This window comes from Streptomyces sp. NPDC056224 (assembly GCF_042267665.1).
Taxonomy (GTDB): Bacteria; Actinomycetota; Actinomycetes; order Streptomycetales; family Streptomycetaceae; genus Streptomyces.
Genome location: NZ_JBHJTK010000009.1, coordinates 1 through 14,946 on the forward strand (window position 1 = coordinate 1; position 14,946 = coordinate 14,946).

14 protein-coding genes and 3 pseudogenes are annotated in these 14,946 nt (G+C 68.1%); 9 read left to right on the forward strand and 8 right to left on the reverse strand.

What is annotated here, in order from left to right; translation table 11 throughout:
• Window positions 1-39 precede the first annotated feature (39 nt).
• The 3 genes and pseudogenes from ACFCZ1_RS14235 to ACFCZ1_RS14245 all read right to left on the reverse strand — a co-directional run.
• Window positions 40-294 carry a winged helix-turn-helix domain-containing protein gene (locus ACFCZ1_RS14235; protein WP_376678672.1) on the reverse strand — a complete coding sequence of 85 codons (255 nt, stop codon included), beginning with the start codon at window positions 292-294 and terminating at the stop codon, window positions 40-42.
• A gap of 74 nt (window positions 295-368) precedes the next feature.
• Window positions 369-785 carry a hypothetical protein gene (locus ACFCZ1_RS14240; protein ID WP_376678673.1) on the reverse strand — a complete coding sequence of 139 codons (417 nt, stop codon included), beginning with the start codon at window positions 783-785 and terminating at the stop codon, window positions 369-371.
• A 336-nt stretch (window positions 786-1,121) separates the two neighbouring features.
• Window positions 1,122-1,427 (reverse strand): annotated as a pseudogene (locus ACFCZ1_RS14245) (response regulator); the annotation flags it as partial.
• 567 nt (window positions 1,428-1,994) lie between these two features.
• Between ACFCZ1_RS14245 and ACFCZ1_RS14250 the strand changes: the two are divergent.
• Window positions 1,995-2,183: a hypothetical protein gene (locus ACFCZ1_RS14250; protein WP_376678674.1), complete on the forward strand. Its 189-nt coding sequence runs from the start codon at window positions 1,995-1,997 to the stop codon at window positions 2,181-2,183.
• Between the two features lie 92 nt (window positions 2,184-2,275).
• Window positions 2,276-3,121: a GNAT family N-acetyltransferase gene (locus ACFCZ1_RS14255; RefSeq protein WP_376678675.1), complete on the forward strand. Its 846-nt coding sequence runs from the start codon at window positions 2,276-2,278 to the stop codon at window positions 3,119-3,121.
• A gap of 27 nt (window positions 3,122-3,148) precedes the next feature.
• On the opposite strand, the gene ACFCZ1_RS14260 is transcribed toward ACFCZ1_RS14255, so the two are convergent.
• The 3 genes and pseudogenes from ACFCZ1_RS14260 to ACFCZ1_RS14270 all read right to left on the reverse strand — a co-directional run.
• Window positions 3,149-4,141: a DUF1648 domain-containing protein gene (locus tag ACFCZ1_RS14260; protein WP_376678676.1), complete on the reverse strand. Its 993-nt coding sequence runs from the start codon at window positions 4,139-4,141 to the stop codon at window positions 3,149-3,151.
• Window positions 4,138-4,485: a GntR family transcriptional regulator gene (locus ACFCZ1_RS14265; protein ID WP_376678677.1), complete on the reverse strand. Its 348-nt coding sequence runs from the start codon at window positions 4,483-4,485 to the stop codon at window positions 4,138-4,140. The genes ACFCZ1_RS14260 and ACFCZ1_RS14265 overlap by 4 nt, the downstream gene beginning before the upstream one ends.
• A gap of 146 nt (window positions 4,486-4,631) precedes the next feature.
• A pseudogene (locus ACFCZ1_RS14270) lies at window positions 4,632-4,796 on the reverse strand (cation:proton antiporter); the annotation flags it as partial.
• Here ACFCZ1_RS14270 and ACFCZ1_RS14275 point away from each other — a divergent pair.
• A pseudogene (locus ACFCZ1_RS14275) lies at window positions 4,793-6,559 on the forward strand (histidine kinase dimerization/phospho-acceptor domain-containing protein); the annotation flags it as partial. The pseudogenes ACFCZ1_RS14270 and ACFCZ1_RS14275 sit on opposite strands and share 4 nt — an antisense overlap.
• A 72-nt stretch (window positions 6,560-6,631) precedes the next feature.
• Here ACFCZ1_RS14275 and ACFCZ1_RS14280 read toward each other — a convergent pair.
• Window positions 6,632-7,432 (reverse strand): maleylpyruvate isomerase family mycothiol-dependent enzyme, encoded by an 801-nt coding sequence (locus tag ACFCZ1_RS14280; RefSeq protein WP_329316178.1) that lies wholly within the window; start codon window positions 7,430-7,432, stop codon window positions 6,632-6,634.
• 475 nt (window positions 7,433-7,907) lie between these two features.
• Between ACFCZ1_RS14280 and ACFCZ1_RS14285 the strand changes: the two genes are divergently transcribed.
• Complete coding sequence (locus ACFCZ1_RS14285) at window positions 7,908-9,353, forward strand: NF041680 family putative transposase (protein ID WP_376678678.1); 1,446 nt, start codon at window positions 7,908-7,910, stop codon at window positions 9,351-9,353.
• A 160-nt stretch (window positions 9,354-9,513) separates the two neighbouring features.
• On the opposite strand, the gene ACFCZ1_RS14290 is transcribed toward ACFCZ1_RS14285, so the two are convergent.
• Window positions 9,514-9,795: a hypothetical protein gene (locus ACFCZ1_RS14290; protein ID WP_376678679.1), complete on the reverse strand. Its 282-nt coding sequence runs from the start codon at window positions 9,793-9,795 to the stop codon at window positions 9,514-9,516.
• A gap of 268 nt (window positions 9,796-10,063) precedes the next feature.
• On the opposite strand from ACFCZ1_RS14290, the gene ACFCZ1_RS14295 reads away from it, so the two are divergent.
• From ACFCZ1_RS14295 to ACFCZ1_RS14315, 5 genes are all read left to right on the forward strand, one after another.
• Window positions 10,064-11,017 carry a hypothetical protein gene (locus ACFCZ1_RS14295; RefSeq protein ID WP_376678680.1) on the forward strand — a complete coding sequence of 318 codons (954 nt, stop codon included), beginning with the start codon at window positions 10,064-10,066 and terminating at the stop codon, window positions 11,015-11,017.
• Window positions 11,018-11,277: 260 nt separating this feature from the next.
• The gene (locus tag ACFCZ1_RS14300) at window positions 11,278-11,574 is read left to right on the forward strand and encodes a hypothetical protein (protein ID WP_376678681.1); all 297 of its coding nucleotides are present in this window, start codon (window positions 11,278-11,280) and stop codon (window positions 11,572-11,574) included.
• Window positions 11,575-12,019: 445 nt separating this feature from the next.
• Window positions 12,020-13,297, forward strand: a complete 1,278-nt coding sequence (locus ACFCZ1_RS14305; RefSeq protein ID WP_376678682.1) for a tyrosine-type recombinase/integrase — start codon at window positions 12,020-12,022, stop codon at window positions 13,295-13,297.
• Window positions 13,298-13,460: 163 nt separating this feature from the next.
• Entirely contained in the window at window positions 13,461-13,694 is a 234-nt protein-coding gene (locus tag ACFCZ1_RS14310) for a helix-turn-helix domain-containing protein (RefSeq protein WP_158734305.1), read from the forward strand.
• 298 nt (window positions 13,695-13,992) lie between these two features.
• On the forward strand, window positions 13,993-14,898 hold the full coding sequence (locus ACFCZ1_RS14315; RefSeq protein WP_376678683.1) for a tyrosine-type recombinase/integrase: 906 nt from the start codon (window positions 13,993-13,995) through the stop codon (window positions 14,896-14,898).
• Window positions 14,899-14,946: the final 48 nt, after the last annotated feature.

Sequence of the window (14,946 nt, forward strand, 5' to 3'; positions counted from 1 at the left end):
TCGCCGGTCGCATCCTGTGGCCGGCGATCGTCCCCCGCATCAACTCAGTGGGCCCGCGATGGCCGTGAGGGCGGCGAGGTGGCGCCGATAGGTGGTCATCCCCTCCTCGGTCAGAGACAGCCAGGTCCGGGGCCGCCGTCCGACCTGCCCCTTCTCGACCGTCACCCAGCCCGCTTCCTCCAGGCGCGAGACCTGTTTCGACAGTGCAGAGTCCGTGATCTCCACGAGGTCCCGCACATAGGCGAACTCGGCCTTCTCCACAGGAGCGAGAGCCGCGACGATCGACAGACGCACGGCCGATGCGAGAAGCGGTGCGAGTCCGTGTCGCGGATGAGGGCCCTGACCGGCACCCACCGGGACTTCCGGCGTCATACGGCGCGCGCCTCACGCCAGGCCGCCACAGCGGCCGGCAGCGCGCATACGACAGCGGCCACGGCCGCGAACGCGACACTGTCCAGGAAGACGGTGAAGCCGAGCACGAGCGTCAGGACGTAGGCAACCGCCCAGGCGCCGATCACCCTGAGATGCCTGCCGCCGTAACCGCGCGGGACCACGGGCTGCCTCGTGGCAAACACAGACAACCCCATGACCACAACGGCGTTCGCCAACGTGCTGACGAGCGTCCCCGTCCGCCCGTGCCACATCAGCACCGCCGGGACGAGAGCGAGCTGCCACACGGCGAACAGCCAGAGATAGCCGACATACCAGCCGCTTCGCCCCCGCGCGCTCGCCTCGATCCGCGCAATCCCCTTCAACGACGCGACCGCATCGGCCTGTTCAGACATGACACACCCCTCCTGTCGTCGCCGAGCAGCCCTGAACCTGCCCACTCGACATCTACTTGCCACATTAGCAAGTACTTGCCAGGAGGGATCAACTGCCGGTGTGCGCGCTGACGCCCGAAACACGCGAGCCGCCCAACTCCGGTATCCCCACACCGGAAGCTGGACGGCTCATGTGTTGTGCGACGGTTGACCAGCACGCGGTCGCATCGGCCCGTACCCCCACGGCCGGACCATGCGCACCTTCGGCGGTGTTCAGGTCACCGACCTCCAGCCGCGTGCCACCGGACCGTCACCGGCTCCGTCGCTCCGCCAGTCTGCTCCCGGCCGACGTCCGCTGAAGGGCTTGGTGACGTAGTCGTCGGCTCCCGCGTCGAGGGCCTGGATCTCCTCGGAGCCGCGGCGGGCTGAAACCCCCAGGACGGGCACCTGCGACCATCCGCGGAGGCGCTTGATCACGTCGATCCCGTCCATATCGGGTAGCCCCAGGTCGAGCAGGACCACGTCCGGGCGGCAGGCCGCCACGGCCTCCAAGGCTGTGGCCCCGTCATGCGCACAGTCCACGTTGTACTTCCGCGCCTTCAGATTGGTCACCAGCAGCCGCGCAAGCTGCGGTTCGTCATCCACCACCAGCACCCGGGGCATCGTCGTGCCGCCTTCCTGTCGTACGTCCTACGGAGATCCGGACCGGCCCGTGCCGACTCCTGATGAGCTTCGGATGAGACGGTTGACTAGAGGAAACAGCGATTTTCGGCCGACTCGGCAGGCGTTGACGACGTCCATACGGCAACGGCCGCGACCTTGACGACCCCCTTACGGCGCGGCTCGCACGACGGCGCACCGGAGGGCCCGGTCGTGCCGGTATCAGAGCTGTATCAAGGAGTGGCCGACCTCCTTGAGCCCTGTCTCACAAAGCAGTTGGATGAATGGTGTGAACAGCGGTCTGCTCCATGAGGACCGACCACCGCATACGGTGCGCCCGGCCTCGCGCGCTGCTCACCTGCCTGTGCGCTGACGCAGCGTTCTCCAGCCGCGGCCGCCCGCCCCCGCCCGCCCCCGCCCGTAAGGCGAACGGCCGCTTCCGTCCCGTGCCTGCCCCCGCCCCGGGCAGGCACGGGGCCTCACTCTTCGCCCTTCCGGTCCACCCTCCCAGCCGGTGATCGGATCGGCGTGCCCTCCCCCTGGAATGGACCATGCCACCTGCCGCCCTGTATGGCCGTACCGTCCTCGTCACACGCCCCCACAGCTGGACGTCATGTCCTCCTCGCCGCACCCGAGATGGTGAACGGCGCGTACTACGGCCGTGACGAGCACGTGGCCCCGGCCGCCTGCGCCACCGAGGAGCGCACCGTCCGGCGCCTGAACAAGCTCGCCGGCCTGCTCGTGGGCCGCGACGCCTGATGGCGATCCATGGCCCGGAGCGGGGCGGCCTCATGCCCTGGACGGCTCCGCTCCCCCTTGCCCGAGAACCCATTCACCACCTGGAGACATCCGTGATCGAGATCGCCCCGCAGCAGCTCCCCGCCCTGAGCCGCTGGTTCCCCACCAGCTCCCCGGGCCCCGGGGCTCTCGCCGAGCACGCACTCACCACGGGCTCCGGGCACTGGTGGGCCGACCGCCCCGACCGGCCTCGCGTCCTCGCCGTCAGCTGCGCGGACCACGTGCTGCTGCGCGGCGATCCGAGCGTGCTCACCCAGAGCGCCCTGGCCCGGTTCGCCGGCCGGTACGTCGAGACGCCCGCCCGGTTCTGGCCCTCGCTCGGCTCGGCATTCGAACGCGTCGTCCCCTGGGAACGGATGCTGTACGTCCACCAGCCTCAGGCATCGGTGTCCCTCCCCCGCACCCCGCGTGGCGTGACGGTGCGGCGGCTGACGTCCGAAGACGTTCCGGCGGTCGAAATGAACTCCGAGAATGCCTGGATACACGCCAGTTGGGGCGGACCCGCCGGACTCGCCGACTCCGGCCACAGTTGGTCCGCTTTCACCAAGAGGCAGATCCTATCCGTCGCCTGCACCAATTTTCTCGGCAGTGCCTACGAGGACATCGCGGTCGTCACCGTGCCCGATCGCCGCCGTGAGCTCCCCCAGCTACCGCTGGGAGGGGCCCCCACCGCACTGGCCTGCGTCGCCGGCCTGACGGCCGACACCCAGGCACGCGGACACACCGCAAGCTGGTGCTGCTCACGCGACAACCGGCCCAGCCGACTACTGGCCTGGACGGCCGGCTTCCGGCTGACCCGCGCATACGTCCACCACGTCACCGGCAGGGCCTTGGCACACGCGGTCGGGCACAGGGCAGCGGAGCCGTCCCGCCACCGCGCCCGCCCCCTCGCATCGTGATGACGGGGGTGACGCCAGCGCGCCGACTCAGTGGGTGCGCTGCCCGCCAAGGGCGTTCAGCAGGGCGGCGCCGCGTTCGGCATCGTCCACGCTCACCGCGAACTCGCTCCCCCGACGGGGGTGGATCACCAGACACTCGCCGCTGCGGAGCATCACCGTCGTGCCCATGCCGCTCAGCCGATAGCCCCATCCCCCCACCTGGGCGGGGGTTCGGTTTTCGACACGCGCCGATTCGATGTCCTCGGCCGACCAGCGCCGTACCGGCCAGCCGAGCGGGCCGAAGGCCACGTCCAAGCCCTTCTCGGTGACGCGCGCCTGTACGGAGGCACACGAGAGAGCCGCGACGGAGACCGTGGCGAACGGTGCGACGGCCGCCCACTCCGCCTCGATCAACCCGCTCACCGCGACGAGTGCTGCAGCGAGGGTGACCAGCCCGGACAGGGCACCGATCCAGCGGAGCCACGGGTTCGTCGTACGGGAAAGCCACACGAACCTCTCGCCGGCCGGAATGTCCATGCGCGGGCTGCCTGCAACCGCGTGCGGTGCCGCAGCCGGACCACGGCGGGTACCCGCCCACCCGGCCAGCCCCGCCACGGTCGCCACCCCGAACGTCACCACAGCCCACAGACTCACGGAATCGGCCTGCCGCCAGTCCGTGTGATCCAGGTTCGCCCGGACAATGGATGCCTGCGCACCGGCGAGGAGGACACCGCTGGACAGCAGGGCGGCTACGGGCCAGCCCCGCATCGCCGGTCTTGAGCTCGCCCCCTCACGCCGCCTCGCGAGCACGACGGTCAGCAGCACCAGGACCAACCAGATCAACGCCGGAAACAGCGCGGCTGCCCACAGCGGCATCGAGCCGTCCGGTCCGCCGGAAACCGCGCCCCAGTGAGTCGCCAACCGCTCCGGCAGCCGGTCACCGGCGACCCAGGGAAGTGCTACGAGCGCGGCCAAGACCGCCACGGTCCAGATCGCAACACCCCACCATCCTCCACCCCTTCGCTCCGCACTGTCTTTCATGCCAGCCCCCTGATCATTTCCATGAGATCGGCCTTGCTGTAGCCCAGATGCGCCGCGTCACCGACCAGTTCGCGCACGCGGTCGAGCAGCACCGAACGCTGGTCCGCCCCCTCGGCCACGGTCACACCGCGACCGCGCCGGAACTCCAGCAGTCCCTCGTCGCGGAGCCCGCGAAGACCGCGGAGGACCGTGTTGACGTTTACGCCCAACGCCTGGGAGAGATCGCGCGCCGATGGCAGGCGGTCACCCGGGGCGCACTCGGCCTCCGCGATGGCACGTCTGATCGCACCCGCGACCTGCTCGTGCAGAGGGCGGTTGTCCGCGATGTTCAGTCTCAACAGCATGGTGCTAATGAAACTAGCACCATCGACACCAAGACCATCAACTCGCCGGGTCCAGCCGCGCCTCCTCCAGGTCCAGGGAGCGCCGAAGGCGCCTGGCGGCGGATGCCGGCGGTGGCGAGGCCGCACCGGGCGGAGGCCTCCTCGCGCGTGAGCAGTGACGCGGCCACGCCGACCGGGGCCGCCGAGGCCAGGACCAGACCGACCGCGAGCACGCTCACCGGCTTCCACACCAGGCGCAGTTCACGCCAGGACAGTTCCTCGGCGCTGGCGTACAGCAAGGGCGGAAGAACGATGAGTCCGATGGCGCCCGGGGGACGACCGGCACCCGAAGCGGTGGCAGGACGTCGAGGACATCCTCGCCGCCGGAATCGACGTCTTCACCACGCTCAACGTCCAGCACCTGGAGTCGCTCAGCGCCGTCGTCGAGGAGATCACAGGGGTGCCGCAGAGGGAGACCGTCCCCGACGAGTTCGTGCGTCACGCCCACGAAATCGAGCTGGTCGACATACCTCCCGAGGGGCTTCGCCGCCGGATGGCCCACGGCAACATACATCCCCCCGAACGCATCGACGCCTCTCTGGCGAACTACTTCCGCCCCGGCAATCTGATCGCACTTCGGGAGCTCGCCCTCCTGTGGCCGGCCGGGCGCGTGGACGAAGCCCTCCACAAGTACCGCACCGAGCACGGCATCGGGGATGCCTGGGAGACCCGGGAGCGCGTCGTGACCGCCCTCACCGGCGGCCCCGAGGGCGAGACCCTCATCCGTCGCGCGGCACGCATCGCCGGCCGGTCCGCCGGCGGCGAACTCCTCGCGGTACACATCGCTCGCAGCGACGGGCTCGCCGCCGGGGTCTCGCACGCGGCTCTGGCCGGCCAGCGGGCCCTCGTCGAGCACCTGGGCGGCAGCTACCACTCCGTCGTCGGCGACGAAGTACCCACCGCACTGGTGGACTTCGCCACGGCGGAGAACGCCACCCAGCTCGTCCTCGGAACGAGTCGGCGCCGCAGGCTGGAACGTTTCCTCACCGGTCGCGGGATCGGCGAGACCGTCGTGGCACTGTCCGAGGACATCGACGTCCACATGGTCACGCACGAACGGGCAGGTCACGGCCGGCTGCTCCCGTCCCGCCGACGCACGCTCCCCACCTCCCGCCTCATCGCCGGACCCGTGGCCGCCGCCGCGGACAGGTCCCTGCGGCTCTCCCGCCGCGCTGCCCGGGCGACGGCCGAGGCGGAGACGATGTCGTCCCTCGCCGGCAGCATCGTCCGCGGCGACCAGACGATCCCGGCGCTGCTGGAACGCACGCGCGAGACCTTCGGCATGGACGCTGTCGAGCTCGCTCCCGAAGCTCCCGGCACGAGCGGCACGAAGGACCCCGCCCTCGTGGTGGCGGCCGGCCCCGAGGCCTTCCTCGTCCTGCGCGGCCGTATGCTGCCGTCCTCCGAACGCCGCGTCCTGGCCGCCTTCGCCGCGCACGTCGGGGCCGCGGTCGAGCGGGCCCGGCTGGCAGAGGCCGCCGCACAGGTCGAACCCATCAAGGCCGCCGACCGCCTGCGCACGGCACTGCTTCGCGCTGTCAGTCACGACCTGCGGACCCCCTTGGCAGGGGCGCTGGCCTCCGTGAGCTCACTGCGCGATCCGGACGTCGAATTCTCCGCCGAGGACCGGGCGGAGCTGCTCGAATCCGCCGAGGTGTCCCTGAACCGGCTGAACCGCCCCGTGGAGAACCTGCTCGATCTCAGCCGCCTGCACGCCGGCGCCCTCACGCTCGACCTGCGGGCCACCACCCTGGAGGAAGTCCTTCCGGCCGCACTGGACTCGCTGGACCGGATGCCCGAGGACAGGCCCGCCATCGACGTGCAGAACCTGGAAGCGGTACCGGCGCTGCAAGCCGATCCTCCCCTGCTCGAACGGGTGCTGGCCAACCTCGTCGGCAACGCGGTCCGCCACGCGCCCGGAGACCGCCCGGTGCTGGTGCCGGCCAGCACCCTGGCCGGGCGGGTCGAAGTCAGGATCGCCGACCGCGGCCCCGGCATCGACGCCGACGGCCGCGAGCGCGCCTTCGAACCGTTTGCCGCGACTGACGAACCTGGCGAAGAGTCGTGTCTTACCGGCTCGAGGCGCGGCCAACCGCCCCGCTACGTCCTACTTCTCCTCAGGCTCCCAGGCGCGGAGCAGGTCGAGTAGCCCTGCGTCTCCGTCAACGTGCAAGGAGTCGGCCTGGATCCGGTCGTACAGGTAGAGGACCAGCTCACTGGCCGTGCCGTGGACGGAGGCGCCGGCTGCGTCCGAGTCTTCGCCGGTCGCGGCGGTGGGCGCGGGGATGCGGGTGGTGCGTGCGCCGTCGCCGTCGACGGTGAGGCGCCAGGAGCGGCCCTCGGCGGCGTGGAAGTCGAAGGCCGTGGGCTTGTGCGGCCAGGCACTCGGCGTTGCGCAGACGGTGAACAGGAACTCCTCCACACCGTCGAGTGCCAGCTCGACCGGCAGCGGCTGCGGGGCGCCCCCGGCGAGCTGGGCGTCGTAGGTGTGCACCGCGGTCTCCTGGACCCGGTGCCGGGCGGTGCCGCCGGCGGTCTGCGGTGACTGCGACGCGGGCCACCACGTCCAGCAACCGCTCTCCGGTCCCGCCGCGCGCAGGGCGCCCAGCAGAAGCTGCGTCGACGCGTCCAGCCAGGCCAGCAGGGCCTCACGCTCCTGCGGCACTTCCAGCGCGGCGCGCGCGGCGACGGCCTCGGCCGGGGGAGCGTCGGCAGACCCCGCGCCGACGATGGCGGCCCAGAAACGGTCTCCCCCACCCAGGTGCTTCACCAGATCGAACAGCGTCCACCCGGGGCAGGTCGGCACCTGCGCGTCGAGACCGGGCGCGGCGGCGACCACGGCGCGGAAGGCGGTCGACCGTTCATCGATCAGTCGCAACAGGTCAGGGAACTCAAGATTCTTTTCCACGCCGGATGTCTATCACCGTGCTCCGGTGATCGGACAGCGATTTTCACAGTCGCCGCCGGTTGGCCATTGCGGACGTCCTCGCCTCCCACCGCTCGGGGGACAAGCTGCGCACTGCTGCGAGGACGCTGGTGGTGGCGGTACGCCAGGCGTCGTGCCTGTGGGTGCTCTGGCCTCGCCGTGCGGCCGGGCACCTCGGCGACGTGACGTCCACCCGGTGCGCGCGGTCATGTGCCGCTCGATGTGATGGACGCGGAGGTCACGACGGCGGGGGAGGACCGGTCGGGTCGGGAGTTCAGGTGACTCCCGTTCGACCAGCACTCCTCAAGTACGGAACAACAACAGCCACTTAGCTTGACGTTTAACGTCGCTGGTCACTCGACCTGCTGAGATCCCCGGGATCCGGCAGCACGTGACGCGGCCGTTCTTCACGCTTCGAGATGTCGAGTAACGAAGTGCGAGAGAACGGCCGCTGCTCATGAGTCTCCCTGTCGACGTGTCCGCAGGCGAGGCATTGGGCTTGCTGTCCCGCTTTCGGGTCGACTTCTACGAGAGCCTCTACGCCCGGGCCGACGCGCTCTTCGAGCTCACCGACTCCGTGCTGTGTGCGGACGGGCCGGTGAACACCCTGGTCGAGCTGTCGCTGACGGTCGAGCACCGGCGCGGGCACGGCGCCTTGTACTCGGCGTTGGACCGGGGCTGGATTGAACCGACGCGTCTGCGTCGTGCCCTGGCAGACCTACCGCTGCCGAAGGCGGCCGACGGGCGGATCGTACTGGCCGTGGACGTCGGCAACTGGCTCCGCCCCGACGCCCCCACCAGCGACGACCGGCTGTTCTGCCACGTCTACGGACGCGGCGACCGCAGCGCGGACCAGCTCATCCCGGGCTGGCCGTACTCCTTCGCCGCCGCACTGGAGCCCGGCCGCACCTCTTGGTGCCAGCTGCTGGACGCCGTGCGTCTCGGGCCCGCGGACGACGCCACGCTCGTGACCGTCGCCCAGCTGCGAGAGGTCGTGAAACGCCTGGTCAGCGCCGGGCACTGGAAGCCGGGCGACCCTGAGATCCTGATCGTGATGGACTCCGGCTACGACGTTGCCTACCTCTCCCACGCCTTGAAGGACCTGCCCGTCGTGCTGCTCGGACGACTGCGCTCGGACCGCGTGATGCTCCGCGACCCGGGCCCCGCCCGCTCCGGACCGAAGGGCGGGCGACCCCGCCGGCACGGCGGCGTCCTCACCTTTACCAAGCCCGACACCTGGCACCAACCCGACGTCACCACCGCCACGGACACCACCCGCTACGGCAAGGCAGAGACGATGGCCTGGGACCGGATGCACCCCAGGCTCACCCACCGTGGTCCCTGGCTGGAGCACGCCGAAGAGGAACTACCCGTCCTGCACGGCACGTTGGTGCGGCTCCAGGTCGAGCACCTGCCAGGCGGCCGCAGCCCGAAGCCGGTCTGGCTGTGGTCCTCGGCCACCGCCGCCACGCCGGCGGATGTGGACCGCTGGTGGCAGTCGTTCCTCCGCCGCTTCGACCTGGAGCACACCTTCCGGCTGATGAAGCAGACGCTCGGCTGGACCGCGCCGAAGGTCCGCCGCGCCGACACTGCAGACCTGTGGACCTGGCTGATCATCGCCGCCCACACCCAACTCCGACTCACCCGCCCCCTCGCCGAGGACCTTCGCCGCCCTTGGGAGCGGCCAGCCGAGCCCCGCCGCCTCACCCCCGCCCGGGTGAGGCGGGGGTTTCGCAACGTCCGCGCGACGGCGGCCCGCCCGGCGGCCGCACCGAAACCGTCTCGCCCGGGCCCTGGACGACCTCCGGGCTCGAAGAACAAACACCGGGCCAGGCACCACGACGTCGGCAAGACGGTCAAACGCGCCGAGTCGATCAAGGAACACCAAGCCCGCCGACGTTAAACGTCAAGCTTAGGCCTCACCACCAGGTGCCTGTCTGCGCACGTGACGCGCGCCTGAACCGCTGGGGCCGTCACCCCGGCGATGGGATGGGACTGTCACTGAGGGCCCCAGCCGCCATTGCATGCGCGCCTTCCGGAGGCTACCCCCGTCCTTGAACAGGTCACCTACGTTCCAGAGAGACCAGCCGGTACTGACGGTGTTTCACTGACACCAGATCGCCCCCGCTGTCTTTGAAGCCGGTGACGAAATCGTCATCCCAGTCGCAGACCACGTAGTCGATCTCGACGCGAGTGAGCATGGTCAGACAGGCATGCGCCGCCACTTCAGTCTGGAACCGACATAGGCAGGCCGAGGGTGTCCGGTCCGCCGTCCTCGCCTGGCGCCAGCCGGAGATCGGGTGCACGAAGTCACCGTCATCTACAGCCACGTCGAGGACAGCCACCCCCAAGCTGCCGGCCCGACGCGCTCCCCGGCGTTAGCCGGAAGAGCCGAGGATCCGTAGGGGTACCACCGTCTGCATACGCCACATAATCGGGCGATCGCAGGATTCGGGAGGCATTCGCCGGCATCACGACACTGCCAACCTTGACTCCTTAGCAGGTCGGAGACCGTCCCGTATAGGACCCCGCCGATCACGCCAGGCATCGGTACTGCCGTGCCAGCATGACCCCACTCCGGCATACGGGGGGCACCAACGAATTCGAGGTCGGATGGCAGCCAGTCACGAGGTCGGCCGATACGTCTACTGGTCAGATCGAGCAGTCCAACAAGTTGCCGAGGAGAACGGCATCGAGCTCACCGGCCGGCAAACCTGGACCCTCGGCCTCTCGCTCATCGGCCTCCAAGGAGGCATCGGGCCCCAACAGCGTGTGACGCGGAACCGCCTGGAAGAGGCGCGCCGAATTGAGAGTCACCTCGGGACCGCGGCGACGGAAAGCCTGGACCAGGAACCCGCAGCCTCCTACGTCAAAGGCGTCGGCAAGGTCGAGTTCGCCGAGTTTGCTGCATGGCACACCCGGGAGGCTGTAGTCATGCACGCTCGGCTTCGAAATGTTCACGGCCAGCGGGTCGACATCTGCCTCTTCGGAAGCAAGGACAACCTACGCGGCTTCGGGCCGAGCGACGGCTTCGCCGACGGCTGGACCTCCTCAGCAGCGCCGGCGATCGAAGAGCTGCTGCGCACCAGGGGAAGGCAGAACACCTCCCAATGGGACGACCCGCAGTCCCAATCCGTAGAGGCATTGAAGATCGCTTTGGATCAGGGATCCTCCGGCACCACCGACCACGCGGACCCCCCTGAGACCCGCGGCTTCACCATCGGCCACGCGGGCCACTGCGAGTTCGTCGCCGAGATCTACACCGACGTCGTACTCGAGCCCACGCGGTGGAACCTCGAAGGCGGTTCGGCCGGCGCCGAACGCATCATGGTCGGAAGGCCGATGTGGATCCGGACGATGACCCCAGCCGCAGTCGTCCGCTATTCCGAGCTGCGCAACGGACCGGGATGGGCTCGTCGGCGTTGGCTGCGGCCGTTGCACTCCCTGAGGAGGCGGCCGCAGACCGAGATCGCTGCGCCGGAGGTCGCATCAGTGGCGCTCGAGACAAGCGCAGCTGGCTCGCCAGATCCAGCTCGGCGGCGGAGGTTCTCCCAGGCCCAGGAGTGACATCACAGCGTGCCATCTGCCCGCCGTCCTTCCGCTCGAGACGGGTGCAGCGGGGCCGGGCGGCTTGGCCGCCGCCACGCGGGGGCTGCTCGCGGGCCCACCTGGGTGTGGGTGCCGAGGAACTGACCGCGCGCGGATGGGCGGTCAACCCGTGGGGGCAGGGAGTCCTCACCCACCCTGTTCAAGCCGCACTCCGAAGGACAGACAGCTCCCTTCGGTGGACTCCCGACCTCCTTGCCGCCAAGGAGGGCCACGTCGCAATGATCGACTGCAAGTGCAGCATGACCAGTCGGGCGACGCACCGCCACGCGATCGAGAGCGCCGCAGTTCGCGCACACCTCCAGCTCGTCGCATGGACCGTGCTGCCCCTTTACTACGTGTTCGACAGCCTCGACGTCCTCACCCCGTACGACGCCCTCGCGGCGGGGCAGACCGGCCCCCACTCGGTCGCAGGTTCAGGGGCGCCGTACCTGCTCGTGCCCACGACACGCTGTCGCACCTTCGACTCCACGTTCGGCTCGCGGAGGCGGCCGTCCGTCGTGAGCGACGCCGCCTGAGCCCAGCGGCCCGGCCAGACCCGCTGCTCGGTACAACGCGTTGTACCGAGCAGCGCCAGGCTTCGAACGCCACCGAGAGCCTCATGGCGGGAGGCCAGCAAACCTGACGAACTGTCACCAAAGTCAGCATTGGGTCAGCATTGGTCCTGGCAAAGCTGACCCCAGTAGGTCATACCTGGGAAACGTCGAGAGCCCGGAGAGGGCCTCCCGGAGCCCCCCGACGCTCGCCTCGCCGGGATGATCTCCGCGCGGGATACGGCTTCTCCTGGGCTGATCTCAACTGGTCGACCTACTTCACAAAAAGGCAGGTCAGCGCACCCGTCCGCGCGCCTTCAGCGGCCCCGGCGGGAGTTGGGGGGCAGGGATCGGAGGGCCGTCGTACCCCTTTACTTCGCCGAAGCGGTTGCCCTCCATCCAGTCGTGGCGGGCCTGTACGATCTCCTCGTTGGAGCGCCCGATCCAGTTCCAGAACATCTCGGTGCAGCACGGCGTTTTCGCAGGTCAAATGGGTCCCAGATCGCTGACGGTCAGCAAACTGTCAGCATCGGAATCCGAGGAGGCCGCAGCGATGGCCGCCAAGACGCTCCCGCGAGGCATGGGCAGCTTCTTCAAGGAGTGCGAGCACTCCCCTTCCCGGTGGGCCAAGTGCCTCCACCCCTACAAGGTCCGCTACAGGGACGTCGGCGGGAGACAGGCCGAGGAGTCGGGGTTCGCCACGGAGGACGAGGCGATCAACCGTTTGGCCACTCTCTACAAGGCCAGGAAAGCTGCTCCGAGGCACAACGCCAAGGCCGAGCGCATCGCGAAGTACGGTCCCATGCAGCTGCGGGAGTACACGGCGGAGTGGAAGGACGGCCAGCGACACCTGGCGCCGGCGTCCCTCAGTCACCTGGACTCACTCCTGCAGCACCACATCTTCCCGGCCCTCGGCAGCCGCAGGATGAGCAGCTTCGACCACAAGGTCGTCGACGGGTTCATCCGCATGATGGAGCGAAACGGTGTCGGCCTCGCGGCCCAGTCGAATGCCTTCGACAAGTTGAAGTCGATCCTCCTCGACGCACATCGACTGGGACTCTTCGACGACAACCCGCTCGAAGGAATCAAGCCTCCCCAGTACGACCCCAAGCGGGCCGTGATCCCCTCCCCTGAGCAGCTCCAGGCGGTACGTGTCGCCGGAGACGACACCCTCACGCTTCTGGTGGATCTGATGAGCGGCTGCGGCCTCCGTAACGCCGAAGCGGCCGCAGTGAACCTCAGGAACCTCGTGGCCGATGACGTCTACCGCGTGACGGAGCAGGTCAACCAGACCACGAAGACGTACGACCGCCTCAAGCACCGGAAGGCCGGCGAGTATCGGGACGTCCCGCTGCCGGCACGGACGAGGAACACCATCGAGTGGTACGCCGATACGTACGGCAACGTCGACGGCTACCTGCTTCGCCACCCCCGTGACCCCACACGGCCCTTTCAGCCCTACCTGCTGCAGAACCAATGGCAGCGATTGAAACGACGGGGCGATCTCGACATACCCGACGGCATGGTCATCTATAGCATGCGCCACTTCTTCGCCTCGAACTGCCTGCGGCACAACATCCCCATCACCGACGTCGCCGAGTGGATGGGGCACAACAGCATCGAGATCACGTTCAAGATCTACCGCCACCTCATGCCCGGCTCGATCGGTAGCGCGGCCAAGCTCCTGGACCTGGGGCTCACCGCATGAGGCTGCGTGTTTCGCTGGCACGGCAGCCGGTACGGTCACGACCGCTCCGCACGCCGCTCACGGTCGAAGACTTCCTCCAAAGAGCACAGGTACCCGACGCGCAGGATGCCCTCCCTACATAGCCGACGATCCCCGGTTTCCGAAACCGGGGATTCTGCGGACCATGGCAAAGCAAGAACGCCCAGTCCGCGACGAAGGGAGCGGCATGCCAGCGCAGTTCATGACAGCAAGGGAACTGGCACAACACCTGAACATGTCGGTTCCATGGGTGTACCGCGAGGCAGCCCGAGTCGGCCTGACTGCATACAAGTTTGGCACCGGGCGCAATGCCAAGATGCAGTTCCGCGTATCCGAGGTCCAAAGATGGATCGACCAACAGAGCGTCCCACTCAACTGAGAGACGCAATACGTTCACGACCGACTGCACACAGGACCAGATAGAAGAAGTTGTGACAGCAAGAAGCCTGCCCCGGGGAATGGGAACCTTCTTCAAATCCTGCGACCACCCGATGAGTAGATGGTCGAAGTGTTCCCACGATTACAAGATCCGATACCGCAACCCCTCGGGACGCCAAACTCAGGAGTCCGGATTCGCCACCCAAGACGCAGCCATGAGAAGGCTCACCGAGGCATATCGGGCAAGGAGGGGCACGGGAAGACAGTCAAAGGCGGAACGCGCCACAAGATACGGACGGATGACGTTCTCCGAGTACGCCACCGAATGGCGAGGTGGCCAAAGACATTTGGCAGAGTCCTCTGTCAGGCAACTCGACTCGCTTCTTGGGTGTCATCTGCTGCCATTCTTCGGCAGTCGACGAATGGATTCATTCGATCACAAAGTTGTGGACGAATTCGTGCGACACATGGAAGCACACGACGTAGGCTCAGCCGCTCAGTCAAACGCCTTCGACAAGCTCGCCACCATCCTTCTGGACGCTCACCGCCTAGGAGTCTACGAAGAAAGCCCGATCATTGGGGTCCAGCATCCCCAATACTCCCCCGCGCGCGCAGTGATCCCTACGGCACCCCAGCTGGCATCGCTACGCGGCCAGGGCGACGACTCCTTCCGCCTACTCGTAGACCTCATGAGCGGCTGCGGCCTGCGCAACGGCGAAGCAGCCGCGGTCAACCTGGACAACATCGTGGCCGATGACGTCTACCGAGTCACCGAGCAAGTAAACCAAAGCACACGGAAGTACGGCCCGATCAAACATCGAAAGAAAGGCGAATATCGCGACGTCCCGCTGCCGATGCGAGTCAGAGAGACGATCGAATGGCATGCCGAGAAGCACGGCACCACCGACGGCTACCTACTCCGACACCCTAAAGACCAAGCCCAAGCATTCCAGCCGTATTTCTTTCAGAACCAATGGCAGCGCCTTCGTAAGGCACAGGCTCTCGACATCCCCGACGGCATGGTCATCTACAGCATGCGCCACTTCTTCGCGTCGAACTGCCTAACTCATGGCATTGCGATCACGGATGTAGCCGAGTGGATGGGGCACAAAAGCATCGAGATCACGTTCAAAACCTACCGACACCTCATGCCTGGCACCCTCGGGCAAGCCGCGAAGCTCCTCGACCTTGGCCTGGCAGCTTGAACTCACAACCGGGCTGGCCTACGTAGACAGACCTGCAGACTGGCGCTC